At 70.4% G+C, this 18,537-nt stretch carries 15 protein-coding genes; 12 read left to right on the plus strand and 3 right to left on the minus strand.

Annotation, left to right across the window (positions count from 1 at the left end):
* Positions 1-15: 15 nt before the first annotated feature.
* Positions 16-615: a TetR/AcrR family transcriptional regulator gene (locus ACIBJF_RS04685; RefSeq protein ID WP_351808586.1), complete on the minus strand. Its 600-nt coding sequence runs from the start codon at positions 613-615 to the stop codon at positions 16-18.
* Positions 616-722: 107 nt separating this feature from the next.
* On the opposite strand from ACIBJF_RS04685, the gene ACIBJF_RS04690 reads away from it, so the two are divergent.
* Genes ACIBJF_RS04690 through ACIBJF_RS04705 form a run of 4 tightly spaced genes read left to right on the plus strand, consistent with a single transcriptional unit; the run spans position 723 to position 6,375 of the window.
* The gene (locus tag ACIBJF_RS04690; protein WP_399172226.1) at positions 723-2,339 is read left to right on the plus strand and encodes a carboxyl transferase domain-containing protein; all 1,617 of its coding nucleotides are present in this window, start codon (positions 723-725) and stop codon (positions 2,337-2,339) included.
* Positions 2,340-2,350: 11 nt separating this feature from the next.
* Positions 2,351-4,264, plus strand: a complete 1,914-nt coding sequence (locus ACIBJF_RS04695) for a biotin carboxylase N-terminal domain-containing protein (RefSeq protein WP_399172227.1) — start codon at positions 2,351-2,353, stop codon at positions 4,262-4,264.
* A gap of 21 nt (positions 4,265-4,285) precedes the next feature.
* Positions 4,286-5,209, plus strand: a complete 924-nt coding sequence (locus ACIBJF_RS04700) for a hydroxymethylglutaryl-CoA lyase (protein ID WP_399172462.1) — start codon at positions 4,286-4,288, stop codon at positions 5,207-5,209.
* A gap of 5 nt (positions 5,210-5,214) precedes the next feature.
* Complete coding sequence (locus tag ACIBJF_RS04705) at positions 5,215-6,375, plus strand: acyl-CoA dehydrogenase family protein (RefSeq protein ID WP_365323416.1); 1,161 nt, start codon at positions 5,215-5,217, stop codon at positions 6,373-6,375.
* A 73-nt stretch (positions 6,376-6,448) separates the two neighbouring features.
* Here ACIBJF_RS04705 and ACIBJF_RS04710 read toward each other — a convergent pair whose 3' ends face one another.
* On the minus strand, positions 6,449-7,453 hold the full coding sequence (locus tag ACIBJF_RS04710; protein ID WP_399172228.1) for a 2-dehydropantoate 2-reductase: 1,005 nt from the start codon (positions 7,451-7,453) through the stop codon (positions 6,449-6,451).
* A gap of 143 nt (positions 7,454-7,596) precedes the next feature.
* Here ACIBJF_RS04710 and ACIBJF_RS04715 point away from each other — a divergent pair, with 143 nt between their 5' ends.
* From ACIBJF_RS04715 to ACIBJF_RS04745, 7 genes are all read left to right on the plus strand, one after another.
* Positions 7,597-8,643, plus strand: coding sequence for an ABC transporter substrate-binding protein (locus tag ACIBJF_RS04715; protein ID WP_399172229.1), 1,047 nt, complete (start codon positions 7,597-7,599; stop codon positions 8,641-8,643).
* Positions 8,644-8,671: 28 nt separating this feature from the next.
* The gene (locus tag ACIBJF_RS04720; RefSeq protein WP_399172230.1) at positions 8,672-9,559 is read left to right on the plus strand and encodes a siderophore-interacting protein; all 888 of its coding nucleotides are present in this window, start codon (positions 8,672-8,674) and stop codon (positions 9,557-9,559) included.
* A 149-nt stretch (positions 9,560-9,708) separates the two neighbouring features.
* Complete coding sequence (desA, locus tag ACIBJF_RS04725; RefSeq protein ID WP_399172231.1) at positions 9,709-11,151, plus strand: lysine decarboxylase DesA; 1,443 nt, start codon at positions 9,709-9,711, stop codon at positions 11,149-11,151.
* Positions 11,135-12,418 carry a lysine N(6)-hydroxylase/L-ornithine N(5)-oxygenase family protein gene (locus ACIBJF_RS04730; protein WP_399172233.1) on the plus strand — a complete coding sequence of 428 codons (1,284 nt, stop codon included), beginning with the start codon at positions 11,135-11,137 and terminating at the stop codon, positions 12,416-12,418. Before desA ends, ACIBJF_RS04730 begins: the two co-directional genes overlap by 17 nt.
* Positions 12,415-12,945: a GNAT family N-acetyltransferase gene (locus tag ACIBJF_RS04735; RefSeq protein ID WP_399172235.1), complete on the plus strand. Its 531-nt coding sequence runs from the start codon at positions 12,415-12,417 to the stop codon at positions 12,943-12,945. Before ACIBJF_RS04730 ends, ACIBJF_RS04735 begins: the two co-directional genes overlap by 4 nt.
* The gene (locus tag ACIBJF_RS04740; protein ID WP_399172236.1) at positions 12,942-14,714 is read left to right on the plus strand and encodes an IucA/IucC family protein; all 1,773 of its coding nucleotides are present in this window, start codon (positions 12,942-12,944) and stop codon (positions 14,712-14,714) included. The genes ACIBJF_RS04735 and ACIBJF_RS04740 overlap by 4 nt, the downstream gene beginning before the upstream one ends.
* A gap of 388 nt (positions 14,715-15,102) precedes the next feature.
* The gene (locus ACIBJF_RS04745) at positions 15,103-15,810 is read left to right on the plus strand and encodes a LysM peptidoglycan-binding domain-containing protein (RefSeq protein WP_399172237.1); all 708 of its coding nucleotides are present in this window, start codon (positions 15,103-15,105) and stop codon (positions 15,808-15,810) included.
* 163 nt (positions 15,811-15,973) lie between these two features.
* On the opposite strand, the gene ACIBJF_RS04750 is transcribed toward ACIBJF_RS04745, so the two are convergent.
* On the minus strand, positions 15,974-17,578 hold the full coding sequence (locus ACIBJF_RS04750) for a beta-N-acetylhexosaminidase (protein ID WP_399172238.1): 1,605 nt from the start codon (positions 17,576-17,578) through the stop codon (positions 15,974-15,976).
* A 62-nt stretch (positions 17,579-17,640) separates the two neighbouring features.
* Between ACIBJF_RS04750 and ACIBJF_RS04755 the strand changes: the two genes are divergently transcribed.
* Positions 17,641-18,522 carry a DUF4429 domain-containing protein gene (locus tag ACIBJF_RS04755; RefSeq protein ID WP_399172239.1) on the plus strand — a complete coding sequence of 294 codons (882 nt, stop codon included), beginning with the start codon at positions 17,641-17,643 and terminating at the stop codon, positions 18,520-18,522.
* The last annotated feature ends 15 nt before the right edge of the window (positions 18,523-18,537 follow it).

The raw sequence follows: 18,537 nt of genomic DNA on the forward strand, positions 1-18,537 counted from the left end.
CCGCAGGCTACCGCGTCACCCCTCCCCCGCCGCCTCGAACGCCCCCCGCGCCATCCGGTGCAGCAGGGCCGCGGTGGCCCCCCGGCCCGGCAAGGTGCCCGCGCGCCCCAGGTGGGGTGTGGAGTTCAGCAGGCCGAAGACCGAGTGGACGGCCGAGCGGGCCGACGGCTCGGACAGCGCCGGGTACACCTCCCGTACGACCTCCACCCACAGCTCGACGTACTGCCGCTGGAGCTGGCGCACCAGCTTGCGGTCGCTGTCGCGGAGGCGGTCCAGCTCGCGGTCGTGCAGGGTGATGAGGGGACGGTCGTCCAGCGCGAAGTCGATGTGGCCCTCGATCAGGGAGTCCAGGACGGCGGCGGGCCGGGTGTCCCCGTCGGTCTCCGCCAGGCGGCGCTTCGCACCCGTCAGCAGCTGGCCGCTGATGCCGACCAGCAGCTCGGCGAGCATCGCGTCCTTGCCCGGGAAGTGCCGGTAGAGGCCGGGGCCGCTGATACCCACGGCGGCGCCTATCTCGTCGACGCCGACGCCGTGGAAGCCGCGCTCGGCGAAGAGCCGGGCGGCCTCCTTGAGGATCTGCTCGCGGCGGGTCGGGGCGTCGGTTCTGGTGACCATGCAGGCAATTCTAGACAGGGAGGTTAGCGGTCGTTAACCTGAAGGAAATGGTTAACGCTCATTAACAGCGGATCACAGGTTCGATCACCGGGTGAGGGGACCGCAGGATGCAGGAGGCACCGGAGCTGACGAGCGCGGCAGATCCCGCGTCGGAGGCCTGGCGGGCCAATGAACAGGCTCATCTCGCGCTCGTGGAGGAGCTGCGCGGCAAGCTGGCCGCGGCGGCCCTCGGCGGCGGCGAGAAGGCACGGGCCAGGCACACCGCGCGGGGCAAGCTGCTGCCCAGGGACCGGGTGGACACGCTGCTCGACCCGGGGTCGCCGTTCCTGGAACTGGCGCCCCTCGCGGCCGACGGGATGTACGACGGACAGGCCCCGGCCGCCGGGGTGATCGCCGGGATCGGGCGGGTCAGCGGGCGCGAGTGCGTGATCGTCGCCAACGACGCCACGGTGAAGGGTGGGACGTACTACCCGATGACCGTGAAGAAGCACCTGCGCGCCCAGGAGATCGCCCTCGACAACCGACTGCCCTGCGTCTATCTCGTGGACTCGGGCGGTGCCTTCCTGCCGATGCAGGACGAGGTGTTCCCCGACCGGGACCACTTCGGGCGGATCTTCTACAACCAGGCCCGGATGTCCGGCGCGGGGATCCCGCAGATCGCCGCCGTGCTCGGCTCCTGCACGGCCGGTGGCGCCTACGTCCCGGCCATGAGCGACGAGGCGGTGATCGTCCGCAACCAGGGGACGATCTTCCTCGGCGGGCCGCCCCTGGTGAAGGCAGCCACCGGCGAGGTCGTCACGGCGGAGGAGCTGGGCGGCGGCGAGGTCCACTCCCGGATCTCCGGCGTCACCGACCACCTCGCCGAGGACGACGCGCACGCCCTCAGGATCGTGCGGAACATCGTCGCCACCCTCCCGGCCCGGCAGTCCCTGCCCTGGGAGGTCCAGCCGGCCGTGGAGCCGAAGGTCGATCCGTACGGGCTGTACGGCGCCGTCCCGGTCGACTCCCGTACCCCCTACGACGTACGCGAGATCATCGCCCGTATCACCGACGGCTCGCGTTTCGCCGAGTTCAAGAGCGAGTTCGGGCAGACCCTGGTCACCGGCTTCGCCCGGATCCACGGCCACCCGGTCGGGATCGTCGCCAACAACGGCATCCTCTTCTCGGAGTCCGCCCAGAAGGGCGCCCACTTCATCGAGCTGTGCGACCAGCGCGGGATCCCGCTGGTGTTCCTGCAGAACATCTCCGGGTTCATGGTCGGCAAGGACTACGAGGCGGGCGGTATCGCCAAGCACGGCGCCAAGATGGTGACGGCCGTCGCCTGCACGCGCGTGCCCAAGCTGACCGTCGTCGTCGGCGGGTCGTACGGCGCGGGCAACTACTCGATGTGCGGCCGGGCCTACTCCCCCCGCTTTTTGTGGATGTGGCCCAACGCCAAGATCTCCGTCATGGGCGGCGAGCAGGCCGCCAGCGTCCTCGCCACGGTCAAGCGCGACCAGCTGGAGGCCCGGGGAGAGGCCTGGCCCGCCGAGGACGAGGACGCCTTCAAGGCGCCGATCCGCGCGCAGTACGAGCGCCAGGGCAACGCCTACTACGCCACCGCCCGCCTCTGGGACGACGGCGTGATCGACCCGCTGGATACCCGTCAGGTGCTCGGACTCGCCCTGACGGCCTGCGCCAACGCGCCTCTGGGAGACCCCCAGTTCGGCGTCTTCCGGATGTGAGGAGGGGAACCGTGTTCGACACAGTGCTGGTCGCCAACCGGGGCGAGATCGCCGTACGCGTCATCCGTACGCTCCGCTCGCTGGGCGTGCGCTCGGTGGCGGTCTTCTCCGACGCCGACGCCGACGCGCGGCACGTCCGGGAGGCCGACACGGCGGTACGGATCGGCCCGGCACCGGCCGCCGAGAGCTATCTGTCCATCGACCGCCTGCTGGACGCCGCCGCCCGCACCGGCGCGCAGGCCGTCCACCCCGGCTACGGCTTCCTCGCCGAGAACGCCGGCTTCGCGCGGGCGTGCGAGGAGGCGGGGCTCGTGTTCGTCGGCCCGCCGGCGGACGCGATCGCGCTCATGGGCGACAAGATCCGCGCCAAGGAGACCGTGCAGGCGGCCGGGGTGCCGGTGGTGCCCGGTGGACGTGACCCCGAACTGGCCGAGGCGGCCCGCGCGCTGGGCGCGCCCGTGCTGCTCAAGCCCTCCGCCGGCGGTGGCGGCAAGGGCATGCGGCTGGTGCGGGACATGACCGTGCTGGAGGAGGAGATCGCCGCCGCCCGGCGCGAGGCCCGCGCCTCCTTCGGCGACGACACCCTGCTGGTGGAGCGGTGGATCGACCGGCCCCGGCACATCGAGATCCAGGTGCTGGCCGACGGCCAGGGCAACGTCGTGCACCTCGGTGAGCGCGAGTGCTCGCTGCAGCGGCGGCACCAGAAGATCATCGAGGAGGCGCCCAGCGTGCTCCTCGACGAGGCCACGCGCGCGGCGATGGGCGAGGCGGCCGTGCAGGCGGCCCGCAGTTGCGGGTACCGGGGCGCGGGCACGGTGGAGTTCATCGTGCCGGGCGGCGACCCGTCCTCGTACTACTTCATGGAGATGAACACCCGCCTGCAGGTGGAACACCCGGTCACGGAGCTGATCACCGGCCTGGACCTGGTGGAGTGGCAGCTGCGGGTCGCGGCCGGGGAGGAGCTGGGCTTCACGCAGGACGACGTGACGCTGACCGGGCACGCGGTCGAGGCCCGGATCTGCGCGGAAGACCCGGCGCGCGGTTTCCTGCCCTCCGGCGGCACCGTCCTGCTGCTGAACGAGCCGCAGGGCGACGGCGTCCGCACCGACTCCGGGCTCGACGAGGGCACCGAGGTGGGCAGCCTGTACGACCCGATGCTGTCCAAGGTGATCGTCCACGGCCCCGACCGGGAGACCGCGCTCCGGAAGCTGCGGTCGGCGCTGGCGGAGACGGTCACGCTGGGCGTGCAGACCAACGCGGGCTTCCTGCGCAGGCTGCTGGCCCATCCGGCGGTCGTGGCGGGGGACCTGGACACCGGGCTGGTGGAGCGCGTGGTGGACGAGCTGGTCACCACGGACGTACCTCAGGAGGTGTACGAGGCGGCCGCGGCCGTACGCGCGAAGGCCCTGGAGCCCCGTGCGGACGGCTGGGTCGACCCCTTCTCGGTGCCGAACGGCTGGCGGCTCGGCGGCACCCCGAAGCCGCCCGCCTTCCACCTCCGGGTGCAGGACCCGGTGACGTACACCCCGCGCGGCAGCGCCACCGTCACCGGCGCCACGGTCTGCGTCACCCTCGACGGCGTCCGGCACACCTTCCACCGGGCCGGTGACTGGATCGGCCGCGACGGCGACGCCTGGCAGGTGCGGGACCACGACCCGGTGGCCGCGTCCCTCAGCCGGTCCGCGCACGCCGGCGCCGACTCCCTCACCGCGCCGATGCCCGGCACGGTGACCGTGGTCAAGGTGGCCGTCGGCGACGAGGTGGCCGCCGGGCAGAGCCTGCTGGTGGTGGAGGCGATGAAGATGGAGCACGTCATCTCCGCCCCGCACGCCGGCACGGTCGCCGAGCTGGACGTGACCCCGGGCACGACGGTCGCGATGGACCAGGTGCTGGCCGTGATCGCACCGCACGAGGAGGTGGCGTAAGTGACCGCCGAACAGCTGCCCATGGTGGTGCCGGCTTCCGGTCTGCCCGCGCGGGTGCGGATCCACGAGGTCGGCGCGCGTGACGGACTGCAGAACGAGAAGCGGACCGTACCGACCGAGATCAAGGCGGAGTTCATCCGCCGGCTCGCCGACACGGGCCTGACGACGATCGAGGCGACGAGCTTCGTGCACCCCAAGTGGGTGCCCCAACTGGCCGACGCCGAGCAGCTGTTCCCGCTGCTCGGCGGGCTCGACGGGGTCGGGCTGCCGGTGCTCGTGCCCAACCAGCGCGGCCTGGACCGGGCGCTGGCCCTCGGCGCCGACCGGGTCGCCGTGTTCGCCAGCGCCACCGAGTCCTTCGCGAAGGCCAACCTCAACCGCACGCTGGACGAGTCGCTGGCCGTGTTCGAGCCGGTGGTGCGGCAGGCCAAGGACCGGGGCGTGCATGTGCGCGGCTATGTGTCCATGTGCTTCGGCGACCCGTGGGAGGGCGCCGTCCCGCTGCACCAGGTGGCCCGCGTCTGCACGGCCCTGCGGGACATGGGCTGCGACGAGCTGAGCCTGGGCGACACGATCGGCGTGGCCACCCCGGGCCATGTGCTCGAACTGCTCAGTCTGCTCAACGAGAACGGCGTGCCGACCGACGTGATCGGCGTGCACTTCCACGACACCTACGGCCAGGCGCTCGCCAACACCCTGGCGGCCCTCCAGCACGGCGTCACCACCGTGGACGCCTCGGCCGGCGGGCTCGGCGGCTGCCCGTACGCGAAGTCCGCCACCGGCAACCTCGCCACCGAGGACCTCGTCTGGATGCTGCACGGACTCGGCATCGAGACCGGGGTCGACCTCGGCCGTCTGACCGCCACGAGCGTGTGGATGGCCGCCCATCTGGACCGGCCCAGCCCGTCCCGTACCGTCCGCGCTCTCTCCCACAAGGACCAGTGATCAGCATGGACCACCGTCTCAGCCCCGAGCTGGAGGAACTCCGCCGTACGGTGGAGGAGTTCGCGCACGACGTCGTGGCGCCGAAGATCGGCGACTTCTACGAGCGGCACGAGTTCCCGTACGAGATCGTCCGCGAGATGGGCCGTATGGGCCTGTTCGGGCTGCCGTTCCCGGAGGAGTACGGCGGCATGGGCGGCGACTATCTGGCGCTCGGCATCGCCCTGGAGGAACTGGCCCGGGTGGACTCGTCGGTGGCGATCACCCTGGAGGCCGGGGTCTCGCTCGGCGCCATGCCCCTGCACCTGTTCGGCACCGAGGAGCAGAAGCGCGAGTGGCTGCCCCGCCTGTGCTCGGGCGAGATGCTGGGCGCGTTCGGCCTGACCGAGCCGGACGGCGGCAGTGACGCGGGCGCGACCCGTACGACGGCCCGCCTCGACCCCGACACGAACGAATGGGTGATCAACGGCTCCAAGTGCTTCATCACCAACTCGGGCACGGACATCACGGGCCTGGTGACGGTGACCGCCGTGACCGGCCGCAAGCCGGACGGCAAGCCGCAGATCTCGGCGATCATCGTCCCGTCCGGCACCCCGGGCTTCACGGTGGCGGCGCCCTACTCGAAGGTCGGCTGGAACGCCTCCGACACCCGCGAGCTGTCGTTCGCCGATGTCCGGGTCCCCGCCGCCAACCTGCTCGGGGAGGAGGGCCGCGGCTACGCCCAGTTCCTGCGCATCCTGGACGAGGGCCGTATCGCCATCGCGGCGCTCGCCACCGGTCTGGCCCAGGGCTGTGTGGACGAGTCGGTGAAGTACGCCAAGGAGCGCCACGCCTTCGGCCGGCCCATCGGCGCCAACCAGGCCATCCAGTTCAAGATCGCCGACATGGAGATGAAGGCCCACACGGCCCGCCTGGCCTGGCGCGACGCGGCCTCCCGGCTGGTGGCGGGCGAGCCCTTCAAGAAGGAGGCGGCCCTGGCCAAGCTGTACTCCTCCACCGTCGCCGTCGACAACGCCCGTGACGCCACCCAGATCCACGGCGGCTACGGCTTCATGAACGAGTACCCGGTGGCCCGTATGTGGCGCGACTCCAAGATCCTGGAGATCGGCGAGGGCACGAGCGAGGTCCAGCGGATGCTGATCGCCCGGGAGCTGGGCCTGGTGAGCTGAGCTCCGGCCGATCGTACGGTCCGGCCCCGCGCGTGCACCGCAGCGCGGGGCCGGCGCATCTCTGCCACGTGGCTCAGCGGGCCGCGCGCAGCTCGGCGTACAGCTCCGGTCCCGTCCAGGTGCGCGGCGCGGACTCCGCATCGTGCACCAGGGCGAGGAGACGCGCGTTCACGGGGGCGCCGCGTCCGTGGGCCGCGGCGAGGGCGACGATCTCGCCCTGCAGCGAGTCGACCTCGGTGGGCCGGCCGCGCTGCAGGTCCTCCCACATCGAGGAGCGGGCGTGGGCGTCGATCCGCAGGGACGCCGCCGCCACCCTGCGGAAGAGGGCGTCGGGCAGCCCCAGTACGTACGGGGTGACGCCGGGCGCGGTGGGGCCGAGGCGGGCCGGGCCGACCCCGGCGGCGCGGTAGACGGCGAGGGCTTCGCGCTGGCACAGGGCGAGGCAGCGCCGGTACGCCCGCCGGCCGAGCTGGTCGCGCAGCGGCAGCCCGGACAGGGCGTTGATCGCGTTGTTGAGGTTCATCAGCAGCTTGGCGTGCTGCACCTCGGACATGTCGGTACGGGCCTCGATGGCCAGCCCCGCCTCGCGGAAGGCGGCGAAGAGCCCCTCGTCGGGCTCGGTCATCAGCCTGCCCGGCATGCCCTGGTGCACGGTGCCGGGCTCGGACTGCACCACGTTGTAGGGCACCATCCCGGCCAGCACGGTCTGCCCGGGGAGCGCGGCGCGCAGGGTGGCGGGGTTGCGCAGCCCGTTCTGGAAGCTGACCACCACGGCGCCGGGTGCGAGTTGGGCGGCGAGTTCCTTGGCGGCGGCCTCGGTGCCGGCGGTCTTCACGGTGACCAGCACGTAGTCCGCGCCGGCCGCGGCCTCCGGGCCGGTGGCGAGGGTGAGTTGGTCCGGCGTCAGGTGGACGGGCGGTCTGACGGAGGTGCTGAGTGTGAGTCCCCGCTCGCGCAGCACGTCCATGGCGGCGGACCGGCCGATGAACGCCACGTCGTACCCGGCGGCGACGAGGTGGCCGCCGAGATGGCAGCCGATACTGCCGGCGCCGAGGACGGCGAAGCGGGGCTTGGGCATGGGTGACTCCTGAGGGGGCTGGGGGCGGTCCCGTACGGAACAAGGAGCGCAGACCCCACCCCTGGACAACAAGGAAGGTTAGGCTAACCTACCTTCGAACCTGTCCGGCGGGCGCTCCGCCCCGTTCGAAAGCAGTCATACCCATGTCCCACGCCCGTGCCACCCACCTCACTCGCCGCGGCCTCCTCGCCGCCGGCGGCGCCGTCGGACTCGGTGCCGCGCTCGCCGCCTGCGGGGACGACAGGGGCAACGACAGTGGCGCCGACGGCGGGACGAAGGCCGCCGAGTCCGGCCCCTGGTCCTTCGAGGACGACCGCGGTACGACCGTGAAGCTCGACAAGACCCCCGCGAACATCGTCGCCTTCACCGGCGTCGGCGCCGCGCTCCACGACTACGGCATCCAGGTCAAGGGCGTCTTCGGTCCGACGACGACCAAGGACGGCAAGGCCGATGTCCAGGCCGGCGACATGGACGTCAGCAAGGTGACGGTTCTCGGCAACGCCTGGGGCCAGTTCAGCGTCGAGAAGTACGCCTCGCTCGCGCCGGACGTGCTGATCACGACGATGTTCGACGGGGCGGGCACGCTCTGGTACGTCCCCGAGGAGTCGAAGAAGAAGATCGCCCAGCTGGCCCCCAGCGTCGGCATCTCCGTCTACGACCGTCAGCTCACCCGGCCGCTGCAGCGCATGTGGGAGCTGGCCGAGTCGCTGGGCGCGGACATGAAGGCCGCGAAGGTGACCGACGCCAAGAAGCGGTTCGAGGCCGCGGCCGCCCGGCTGCGCGCCGCCGCCAAGGCCAAGCCCGGCATCAAGGTGATGGCCGGCAGCGCGAGCGACCAGCTGTTCTACGTCTCCGGCAGCAACCTCTCCATCGACCTCGAGTACTTCAAGGCCCTCGGTGTGAACCTCGTCGAGCCGCCGGAGAGCGCGAAGAAGCAGGGCGGCGGCTGGTACGAGTCACTGAGCTGGGAGAACGTCGACAAGTACCGGGCCGACATCATCATGATGGACGAACGCTCGTCGGCGATCCAGCCGGCCGACATCACCAAGCCGACATGGAAGAAGCTGCCCGCGGTGAAGGCGGGTCAGGTCATCGCCCGGTCCCCCGAGCCGATTCTGTCGTACGACAAGTGCGTGCCGCTGCTGACGAATCTGGCGGAGGCCCTGGAGAAGGCCAAGAAGGTCAGCTAGCCAACCTGACGCTATTTCAGGAGTCCTTATGGCGACGGCCGTAGCCGCCCCGTTCCGATTCTTCTCTCTGCAGGTCGTACGGACGAGGCGGCTGGGGCCGTCTCTCGTCCGCGTCACCTTCGGCGGGAGCGATCTGCACGCCTTCCACTCCGACGGGCGCGACCAGTCCCTCTCGCTGTTCCTGCCGCACCCGGGTCAGCCGGAGCCCGTCGTGCCCCTGGACCTGGGGGACGGCTGGTGGCAGGCCTGGCGCGAACTGCCCGGCGACGTACGGGCGGTGATGCGTTCGTACACGCTGCGGTCCCTGCGCCGGGACACCGAGGGCCGCACGGCCGAGATCGACATCGACTTCGCGCTGCACGGCACCGAGCCCGGCGCGGCCACCCCCGCCGGCCCCGCCTCCCGCTGGGCCTCCCGAGCCACCCCCGGCGACCGGGTGCTGCTGCTCGGCCCGGCGGTCGCCGACAACCGCGCCATCCGCTTCCGCCCGCCCGAGGACACCGACCTGGTCGTCCTGTGGGGCGACGAGACCGCCGTACCGGCCGCGACCGCCATCCTCGAATCCCTCCCGGCCGGCACCCGCGTCCGGGCCTGGCTGGAGGTGCCGCACGCCGGTGACATCCAGGACGTGCGCACGGAGGCGGACGCGGAGATCACGTGGCTCGTACGGCACGACGTCCCCCACTGCCTCAAGGGCGTGGGAGGTGTCCACACCCCCATGGCCGTCGACGCCGTACGGGCCGCCCAACTGCCCACCGCCGAGCGGCCGTACGTGTGGATGGCCGGCGAGTCGGGCCGGGTGAAGGCGCTGCGGCGGCACTTCGTCGGCGAGCGCGGGGTCGACCGGCGGCGGGTGACCTTCGTCGGGTACTGGCGGCAGGGGATGACCGAGGAACAGCTGCGGGCCGCGGAGTAACCCCCTCGCACGGGTAACTCCCTTGCGCGTGACCCCGGTCACGGGTGAGGCATGTCTTGATCCAAGAAACTTAGGTTAGCCTAACCTAAGTTAAGAACGGCCTTTCCGTTCGAACCCCCGCACGGACTGTCCCCTCGGAGGACCCCCACATGCGCTCGCACCTGCTCAATGGCCTCACCGCGGAGCACTACCGCAGCTCCGTGACCGAAGGAGTCGAGCGGGTGGCGGCCAGACTCGCCACCACCGACCGTCCGTTCACCGGCGTCACCGTCGACGCCCTCTCCCCCCGGATCGACGCCATCGACCTGGACCGCCCGCTCGGCGACACCACGGCCGTCCTGGACGAGCTGGAGGAGGTCTACCTCCGCGACGCGGTCTACTTCCACCACCCCCGCTACCTCGCCCACCTCAACTGCCCGGTCGTCATCCCGGCGGTGCTCGGCGAGACCGTGCTCTCCGCCGTCAACTCCTCCCTCGACACCTGGGACCAGTCGGCCGGCGGCACCCTCATCGAGCGCAAGCTCATCAACTGGACGGCCGCCCGGATCGGCCTCGGCCCCGCCGCCGACGGCGTGTTCACCTCCGGCGGCACCCAGTCCAACCTCCAGGCGCTGCTTCTGGCGAGGGAGGAGGCGAAGACGGACTCCGTGGCCGGACTGCGGATCTTCGCCTCGGAGGTCAGCCACTTCAGCGTGAAGAAGTCCGCCAGACTGCTGGGCCTCGGCCAGGAGGCGGTCGTCCCCGTCCCCGTCGACCACGACAAGCGAATGCAGACCGTCGCCCTCGCCCACGAGCTGGAGCGCTGCCGGCGCGACGGCCTCGTGCCCATGGCCGTCGTCGCCACCGCCGGCACCACCGACTTCGGATCCATCGACCCGCTCCCGGAGATCGCCGAGCTGTGCGCCCAGTACGGCGTGTGGCTGCACGTCGACGCGGCCTACGGCTGCGGACTGCTCGCCTCCCTCAAGCGCCGCGACCGCCTCGCGGGCATCGAACGGGCCGACTCCGTCACGGTCGACTACCACAAGTCCTTCTTCCAGCCGGTGAGTTCGTCCGCCGTGCTGGTCCGGGACGCGGCCACCCTGCGCCACGCCACCTACCACGCGGAGTACCTCAACCCGCGCCGCATGGTGCGAGAACGCATCCCCAACCAGGTGGACAAGTCCCTGCAGACGACCCGGCGCTTCGACGCCCTCAAGCTCTGGATGACTCTGCGGGTGATGGGCGCCGACGGCATCGGGCGGCTCTTCGACGAGGTCTGCGACCTGGCCCACGAGGGCTGGCGGCTGCTGGCCGCCGACCCCCGCTTCGACGTCGTCGTCGAACCCACGCTGTCGACCCTGGTCTTCCGCTACATCCCGGCGGCCGTCACCGACCCGGCCGAGATCGACCGCGCCAACCTCCACGCCCGCAAGGCCCTGTTCGCCTCCGGTGACGCCGTGGTCGCGGGCACCAAGGCCGGCGGCCGCCACTACCTGAAGTTCACCCTGCTCAACCCCGAGACACGGGCGGCCGACATCGCCGCCGTCCTCGACCTGATCGCCGGCCACGCCGAGCAGCACCTGGGAGAGCCCCTTGACCGCGCCTCCTGAAGCCAGCCGAACCCACGACTTCGTGGGGATCGGGCTCGGCCCCTTCAACCTCGGCCTCGCCTGCCTCACCGAACCCATCACCGGCCTGAACGGGGTCTTCCTGGACTCCAAGCCCGACTTCGAGTGGCACGCCGGGATGTTCCTGGACGGCGCCCATCTCCAGACCCCGTTCATGTCGGACCTGGTCACCCTCGCCGACCCGACCTCGCCGTACTCCTTCCTCAACTACCTGAAGGAGAAGGGCAGACTGTACTCGTTCTACATCCGCGAGAACTTCTATCCGCTGCGGGTCGAGTACGACGACTACTGCCGCTGGGCGGCGGGCAAACTCGGCAGCGTCCACTTCGGCACGACGGTCACCGAGGTGACGTACGAGGACGAGCTGTACGTCGTCCGCACCGAGGCCGGCGAAACGTTCCGCGCCCGGCACCTGGTCCTGGGCACGGGGACGACCCCCCACATCCCGCGGGCCTGCCAGGGTCTGGCCGGCGACTTCCTGCACACCTCCCAGTACATGCGGCGCAAGGCCCAGCTACAGGCGAAGAAGTCCATCACGATCGTCGGCAGCGGCCAGAGCGCCGCCGAGATCTACCACGAACTGCTCGCCGAGATCGACGTCCACGGCTACCGGCTCGACTGGGTCACCCGCTCCCCGCGGTTCTTCCCGCTGGAGTACACCAAGCTGACCCTGGAGATGACCTCCCCGGACTACATCGACTACTTCCGGGCGCTGCCCGAGGAGACCCGCTACCGGCTGGAGAAGCAGCACAAGGGCCTGTTCAAGGGCATCAACTCGGATCTGATCGACTCGATCTTCGATCTGCTCTACCAGAAGGACGTCGAAAGCGGCGACCGCCCGGTCCCCACCCGCCTCCTCACCAACTCCACGCTCACCCGGGCCGGTTACGAGGACGGCGCCTACACCCTCGGCTTCCACCAGGACGAGCAGGACAAGGACTTCGAGATCCGCACCGAGGGCCTGCTGCTGGCCACCGGCTACCACTACGAGCCCCCGGCCTTCCTCGCCCCGATCCGCGACCGCCTGCTCTTCGACGGCCACGGCCGCTTCGACGTCGCCCGCAACTACGCCATCGACGTCACCGGCCGCGGCGTCTTCCTGCAGAACGCAGGCGTCCACACGCACAGCATCACCAGCCCCGACCTGGGCATGGGCGCGTACCGCAACTCGTACATCATCCGCGAGCTGCTCGGCACCGAGTACTACCCGGTCGAGAAGACGATCGCGTTCCAGGAGTTCGCCGTATGACCTTCACCTTCCGTAGCGTCGACCCGCTGAAGGACGGCGAGCTCCTGCACTCCTGGGTCACCCATCCCAAGGCGTCCTTCTGGATGATGCGGGACGCGACGCCGGAGGACGTCGAGCGGGCCTACATCGAGATCGCGGCGGACGAACACCACCACGCATACCTCGGGCTGCACGACGGGGAGCCGGTCTTCCTGATGGAGCAGTACGACCCCGCGCACCGGGAGCTGGTCGGCCTGTACGAGCCGGCGCCGGGGGACGTCGGCATGCACTTCCTGGTCGCACCGACCGACACGCCCGTCCACGGGTTCACGCGGGCCGTGATCACCGCCGTGATGGCCCGCCTCTTCGAGGACGCCGCGGTGCGGCGGGTCGTGGTCGAACCGGACGTGGGCAACAAGGCCGTGCACGCCCTGAACGAGGCCGTCGGGTTCGTGCCCGAGCGGGAGATCCGGAAGCCGGAGAAGCAGGCCCTGCTCAGCTTCTGCACGCGCGAGCGGTTCGCCGCCGCGACGGGGGTGTCCGTATGAGCCTCGCCGACGCCGTGGCCCACCTCTCCCCCGAGCGCTGGGCGACGGCCAACCGCCTGCTCGTCCGCAAGGCGCTCGCGGAGTTCGCGCACGAGCGCCTGATCGCACCCGAGGCCGGCGACGACGGCCGGTACGCCGTCCGCAGCGACGACGGCCTCACCACGTACCGCTTCCTGGCCGTCCGCCGCGCCCTCGACCACTGGCAGATCGACCCCGACTCGATCACCCGCCACCGCGACGGGTGCGCACTCCCCTTGTCCGCCCTGGACTTCTTCATCGAGCTGAGGAAGTCCCTGGGCCTGAGCGACGAGATCCTGCCGGTCTACCTGGAGGAGATCTCCTCCACCCTCTCCGGCACCTGCTACAAGCTGACCAAGCCCCGCATCACCTCGGCGGAGCTGGCCGGCAGCGGCTTCCAGGCCATCGAGACCGGGATGACCGAGGGGCACCCCTGCTTCGTCGCGAACAACGGACAGCTCGGGTTCGCCATCCACGAGTACCTGGCGTACGCCCCGGAGACCGCGAGCCCCGTCCGGCTGGTGTGGCTGGCCGCGCACCGCTCGCGGGCCGCGTTCACGGCGGGCGCCGGGATCGAATACGAGTCCTTCCTGCGCAAGGAGCTGGGCGAGCCGACGCTGACCCGCTTCCGCACCACCCTCACCGGCCGGGGCCTGGACCCCGACGACTACCTCCTCATCCCGGTCCACCCCTGGCAGTGGTGGAACAAGCTCTCCGTGACCTTCGCCGCCGAGGTGGCCCGCGGGCATCTGGTCTGCCTCGGCGAGGGCGACGACGCGTACCTGGCCCAGCAATCCATACGCACCTTCTTCAACACCTCCCACCCGGAGAAGCACTACGTGAAGACGGCCCTGTCGGTCCTCAACATGGGCTTCATGCGGGGGCTCTCGGCCGCCTACATGGAGGCGACCCCGGCGATCAACGACTGGCTGGCCCGGCTGATCGAGAACGACCCGGTGCTGAAGTCGACGGGCCTGTCGATCATCCGGGAGCGGGCGGGGGTCGGCTACCGGCACCTGGAGTACGAACGGGCCACCGACCGCCACTCGCCGTACCGCAAGATGCTTGCCGCGCTGTGGCGGGAGAGCCCGGTGCCCTCGCTGCGGGACGGCGAGTCGCTCGCGACCATGGCCTCCCTGCTGCACGTGGACCACACCGGCGCCTCCTTCGCGGGCGCGCTGATCGCACTGTCCGGACTCACCCCGACGGAGTGGCTGCGGCGCTACCTCCGTGCCTACTACACCCCGCTCCTGCACAGCTTCTACGCCTACGACCTGGTGTTCATGCCGCACGGCGAGAACGTGATCCTGGTACTGAAGGACGGGGCCGTGCAGCGGGCGGTGTACAAGGACATCGCCGAGGAGATCGCGGTGATGGACCCGGACGCCGTCCTGCCGCCCGAGGTCGCGCGCATCCGCGTCGACGTGCCCGAGGACAAGAAGCTCCTGTCGATCTTCACGGACGTCTTCGACTGCTTCTTCCGCTTCCTCGCCGCCCAGCTCGCCGCCGAGGGGATCCTTGAGGAGGACGCCTTCTGGCGGACGGTCGCGGAGATCACCCGTGAGTACCAGGACGCGAGGCCGGAACTGGCCGACGCGTTCCGGCGGTACGACATCTTCGCCCCCGAGTTCGCCCTGTCCTGCCTGAACCGGCTCCAGCTGCGCGACAACAGGCAGATGGTGGACCTCACCGATCCCTCCGGCGCGCTCCAGCTCGCGGGCCTGCTGAAGAACCCGATCGCCGGCCTCTGACGGCTCACAAACGGACGGGCACCCCGGAGTACGGTCCTCCGAGGTGCCGACTTATTCCTTGAATGTCCGATTTAACCCAATTCTCCGCAACGTCTAGTCATTTCCATATTTAAGCCATTGAGTCGTTTAACCTGGGACACGTGACCCAATTCACTTACGAAGCCCCCTAGGACTTGGCACGGCCCTTAACTTCCGGATTTCCCGGGGCCTTGACGGGGCCCGGCACCGAAGTGCAACTAGCCCGGTTAGTAAAGAGGGCAATTGCCGATTTATTCCCCGCGGATTAACAATGTTCCCGCCGCAGCGCACCGCTAAACGAAATGCAGTGCTGTTTGCCGAGGGGAATCGGCAACTGCGGGTGATCCAATTCTCGGAAAAGGACCGCTCCATGCCCCGTCATGCCCGCAAGACCACATCCCGGTCCCGCCGATTCCTCGCCGGCGGCGCCGTCACCGTCGGCACGTTCGCCCTGGCCTGCACGGCCGCGGGCACCGCTCAGGCCGCTGCCGCCACGACCACCGACAAGACCACCGGCAAGACCACCTACACCGTCAAGGCCGGCGACCATCTGACGTCGATCGCCCGATCCCTCCACGTGCCGGGCGGCTGGCAGGCCATCGCGTCGGCCAACCACCTCACCAGCCCCTACATCATCCAGACGGGCCAGGTCCTCACCCTGCCCACCGGGTCGGCCTCGACCAAGACGGTCTCGACCAAGGCGGTCTCGACCAAGGCGGCATCCACCAGCACGTCGTCGTCCACGGGCAAGACCTACACCAACAACCTGGACGGCTGGATCAAGCATTCCCTGGCGATCATGGCCGAGCACAAGATTCCGGGGACCTACAACGGCATCCACCGCAACATCATTCGTGAGTCCTCCGGCAACCCGAAGGCCATCAACCTCTGGGACTCCAACGCCGTCAAGGGCACCCCGTCCAAGGGCCTGCTGCAGGTGATCCAGCCGACGTTCGACACCTACCACGTGCCGGGCACCTCGCTGGACATCTACGACCCGGTCGCCAACATCACCGCCGCCTGCAACTACGCGTACCACCGCTACGGCTCGATCGACAACGTCAACAGCGCCTACTGACAGGAAATTTCCCAACGATCCGACATGCAATTCGGGCGGCCGTCACAGCTGCCTTCAGATTGCATCGGCAAATGATCTAAGGAAGTCCTGCTGGCGTACCAGCGGTCGACACTCCGACGGGCACCCCGGAGCACGGTCCTCCGGGGTGCCCGTCGGTGTGCGGTCAGCTCTTCGGCCAGGGGACCTGCGGTGAGCGGTAGTAGCTCATGCCGAGGGCGTCCCACCGGGGGGCCTGGGCGGCCAGGCGGAGCTTGTAGGTGTTCCAGTTGTGGGTGGCCGCCGGGGACCAGGCCAGTTCGGCCGCGCCCGGAAGGCGGGGGAATGCCATGTACTCGATGTCGGCCGACGTCTTCAGGGTCTCCGACCACAGCGGGGCCTCCACGCCCTGGATGGCCGAAGCCGGGGCGCCGGGGAGGTAGTTGCCGGGGTTCCAGTCGTACGAGCGCTGGACCTCGACGTAGCCGGCCCACTTCGTGCCCAGCCTGGTGCTGCTGGTGTACTTCATGTCGAGGTAGAGACGGTCCGCCGGGGACAGGATCAGGCCGGTGCCGTTCTGGGCGGCCGCGGCGACCTGGGCCTTCTCGGTCGCGCCGGTGCCGTCCAGCCCCCAGTACTGGGCGAGGGCACCCTTGGCCGGGTGGGCGCCGGTGAGCTGGTGCCAGCCGATGACGGTCTTGCCGTACTCGGCGACGATCGGCTGCACCCGGTCCATGAACTTCACGTAGTCGCTGTGGCTGGTGGAGTGCGCCTCGTCGCCTCCTATGTGGAGGTAGCGGCCGGGGGTGAGGGCCGCCAGCTCCCGGATGACGTCGTCGGCGAAGTCGTAGGTGACCTCCTTCGGCACGCACAGCGAGCTGAAGCCGACCTGCGTGCCGGTGTACAGCGGGGGTGCCACGCCGTCGCAGTTGAGCTGGGCGTAGGAGGCGAGGGCCGCGTTGGTGTGGCCGGGCATGTCGATCTCGGGGACGACCTCCAGATAGCGGGAGGCGGCGTAGGAGACGATGTCGCGGTACTCGGCCTTGGTGTAGTAGCCGCCCTTGCCGCCTCCGACCTCGGTGGAGCCGCCGTAGGCGGCGAGGCGCGGCCAGGAGTCGATGGCGATGCGCCAGCCCTGGTCGTCGCTGAGGTGCAGATGCAGCTCGTTGATCTTGTACATCGCCAGCTGGTCGATGTACCGCTTGACCTGCGCGACGGTGAAGAAGTGCCGGGAGACGTCCAGCATGGCGCCCCGGTAGGAGTAGCGGGGGCGGTCCTCGATGGTGCCGCCGGCGATCTGCCAGGGGCCGGGCTGGGCGGTCTTCCTCTCGACGGCGGCCGGGAGGAGCTGACGCAGGGTCTGGACGCCGTGGAAGAGGCCCGCGGGGGCACTCGCGGTGATGGTGACGCCACCCGGGTCGCTGTGCAGCCGGTAGCCCTCGGCGCCGAAGTCGCCCTGGGCGAGGTGGAGTCGGATGCCTCCGGCGCCCTGGTCGGTGCTGACCGGCAGTCGATAGCCGGTCGAGGGCCGCAGGATGCCGGCGAGGTACGTGCCGATGCGGTGGACCTCGGTGGAGTCGTCGACGTGGACGCCGGTCGCCCAGGTGATGCGGTACGGGTGCCCGCCGGGCGTGACCGAGGCGGGCGCCGGGACCACCCGGTCCAGCGGTCCCGGGGCGGCCGCCTGCGCCTTGGGGGCCGCGCCGAGGGTGAAGCCCCCGGCCGCCGCCAGAAGCAGCAGTGAACCGAGGATGCGGGTCGTTCGGGGAGTCGTGCTGTGGTTCCGTCTCACATGCGCTCCCTTCAGAAGTGGTCGAGACCACTCTCCCGCAGATCCGATGAAACAATCCCTCCATGGCGGAAATCATCCAGAAGGACGGCACCTGGGCCTTCGACGGCGATGCCCTGCGGCTCACCCCGGGGCGGGACAAGAACGTGAGCCTGCTCCGCCGCGAGCTGGGCGAACTCGCCGTACCACTGGGGGCGTTGGCCGGTGTCTCCTTCGAGCAGGGGCGGAGGTCGGGGCGGCTCAGGCTGCGGCTGCGCGACGGCGCCGATCCGCTGACGCAGGCCACCGGCGGCCGGCTCGGCGAGCCGAACGACCCGTACCAGCTGACGGTGGAGTCCGACCGGTACGGCGTCGCCGAGTACTTCGCGGACGAGGTGCGCAACGCCCTGCTGCTGGACGGGGTTTCACCGGACCCGGTCGACGGGTACCTGCTGCCGGGGCCGCCGCTGCCGGTGTCCGCCTCCGCCGGGGACGGCTCGGCGAGCTTCGACGGGGAGCGGGTGCGGCTGGAGTGGAACTGGAAGACGGAGGACGCCAAGTCCTCCGGCGGCCCCCGCACCATCCCCCTCGCGGACGTCGTCGGCGTGGAGTGGCAGCCGGCCGCCGGTCTGGAGAACGGCCATCTGCGCTTCCTGGTGCGCGGCGCCCCGGTGACGGCCCCGCCCAAGTACGACCCGAACGCGGTCGAGCTGTGGGGGTTCAAGAAGGATCCGCTGATGGCACTGGTGGCCGCCGCCGTACAGGCGCGGCTGCCGCATCCCGCGGCCCCCGCCGAGGGGGACGCCGTACGCCGCGAGCCGGTGCCGCTCGCCGAGGAGCCGGCCGCGGAGAACAACCACGACGCCCTGCTGCGGCGCCTGCGCGAGCTGGGTGAGCTGCACCGCGGCGGGGTGCTGACCGACGAGGAGTTCGCCCTGGCCAAGCAGGCGGTCCTCAAGCGCATGTGAGAGCGCGTGTGAGGA

The sequence above is a fragment of the Streptomyces sp. NPDC050743 genome, from assembly GCF_044456925.1.
Lineage (GTDB): Bacteria > Actinomycetota > Actinomycetes > Streptomycetales > Streptomycetaceae > Streptomyces.

Excerpts from the sequence above, each read along its gene's own strand:
- ACIBJF_RS04685 (WP_351808586.1), bottom strand. The coding sequence starts at position 615 with ATGGTCACCAGAACCGACGCCCCGACCCGCCGCGAGCAGATCCTCAAG.
- ACIBJF_RS04690 (WP_399172226.1), top strand. The coding sequence starts at position 723 with ATGCAGGAGGCACCGGAGCTGACGAGCGCGGCAGATCCCGCGTCGGAG.
- ACIBJF_RS04700 (WP_399172462.1), top strand. The coding sequence starts at position 4,286 with ATGGTGGTGCCGGCTTCCGGTCTGCCCGCGCGGGTGCGGATCCACGAG.
- ACIBJF_RS04705 (WP_365323416.1), top strand. The coding sequence starts at position 5,215 with ATGGACCACCGTCTCAGCCCCGAGCTGGAGGAACTCCGCCGTACGGTG.
- ACIBJF_RS04710 (WP_399172228.1), bottom strand. The coding sequence starts at position 7,453 with ATGCCCAAGCCCCGCTTCGCCGTCCTCGGCGCCGGCAGTATCGGCTGC.
- ACIBJF_RS04715 (WP_399172229.1), top strand. The coding sequence starts at position 7,597 with ATGTCCCACGCCCGTGCCACCCACCTCACTCGCCGCGGCCTCCTCGCC.
- ACIBJF_RS04720 (WP_399172230.1), top strand. The coding sequence starts at position 8,672 with ATGGCGACGGCCGTAGCCGCCCCGTTCCGATTCTTCTCTCTGCAGGTC.
- desA (WP_399172231.1), top strand. The coding sequence starts at position 9,709 with ATGCGCTCGCACCTGCTCAATGGCCTCACCGCGGAGCACTACCGCAGC.
- ACIBJF_RS04735 (WP_399172235.1), top strand. The coding sequence starts at position 12,415 with ATGACCTTCACCTTCCGTAGCGTCGACCCGCTGAAGGACGGCGAGCTC.
- ACIBJF_RS04740 (WP_399172236.1), top strand. The coding sequence starts at position 12,942 with ATGAGCCTCGCCGACGCCGTGGCCCACCTCTCCCCCGAGCGCTGGGCG.
- ACIBJF_RS04745 (WP_399172237.1), top strand. The coding sequence starts at position 15,103 with ATGCCCCGTCATGCCCGCAAGACCACATCCCGGTCCCGCCGATTCCTC.
- ACIBJF_RS04755 (WP_399172239.1), top strand. The coding sequence starts at position 17,641 with ATGGCGGAAATCATCCAGAAGGACGGCACCTGGGCCTTCGACGGCGAT.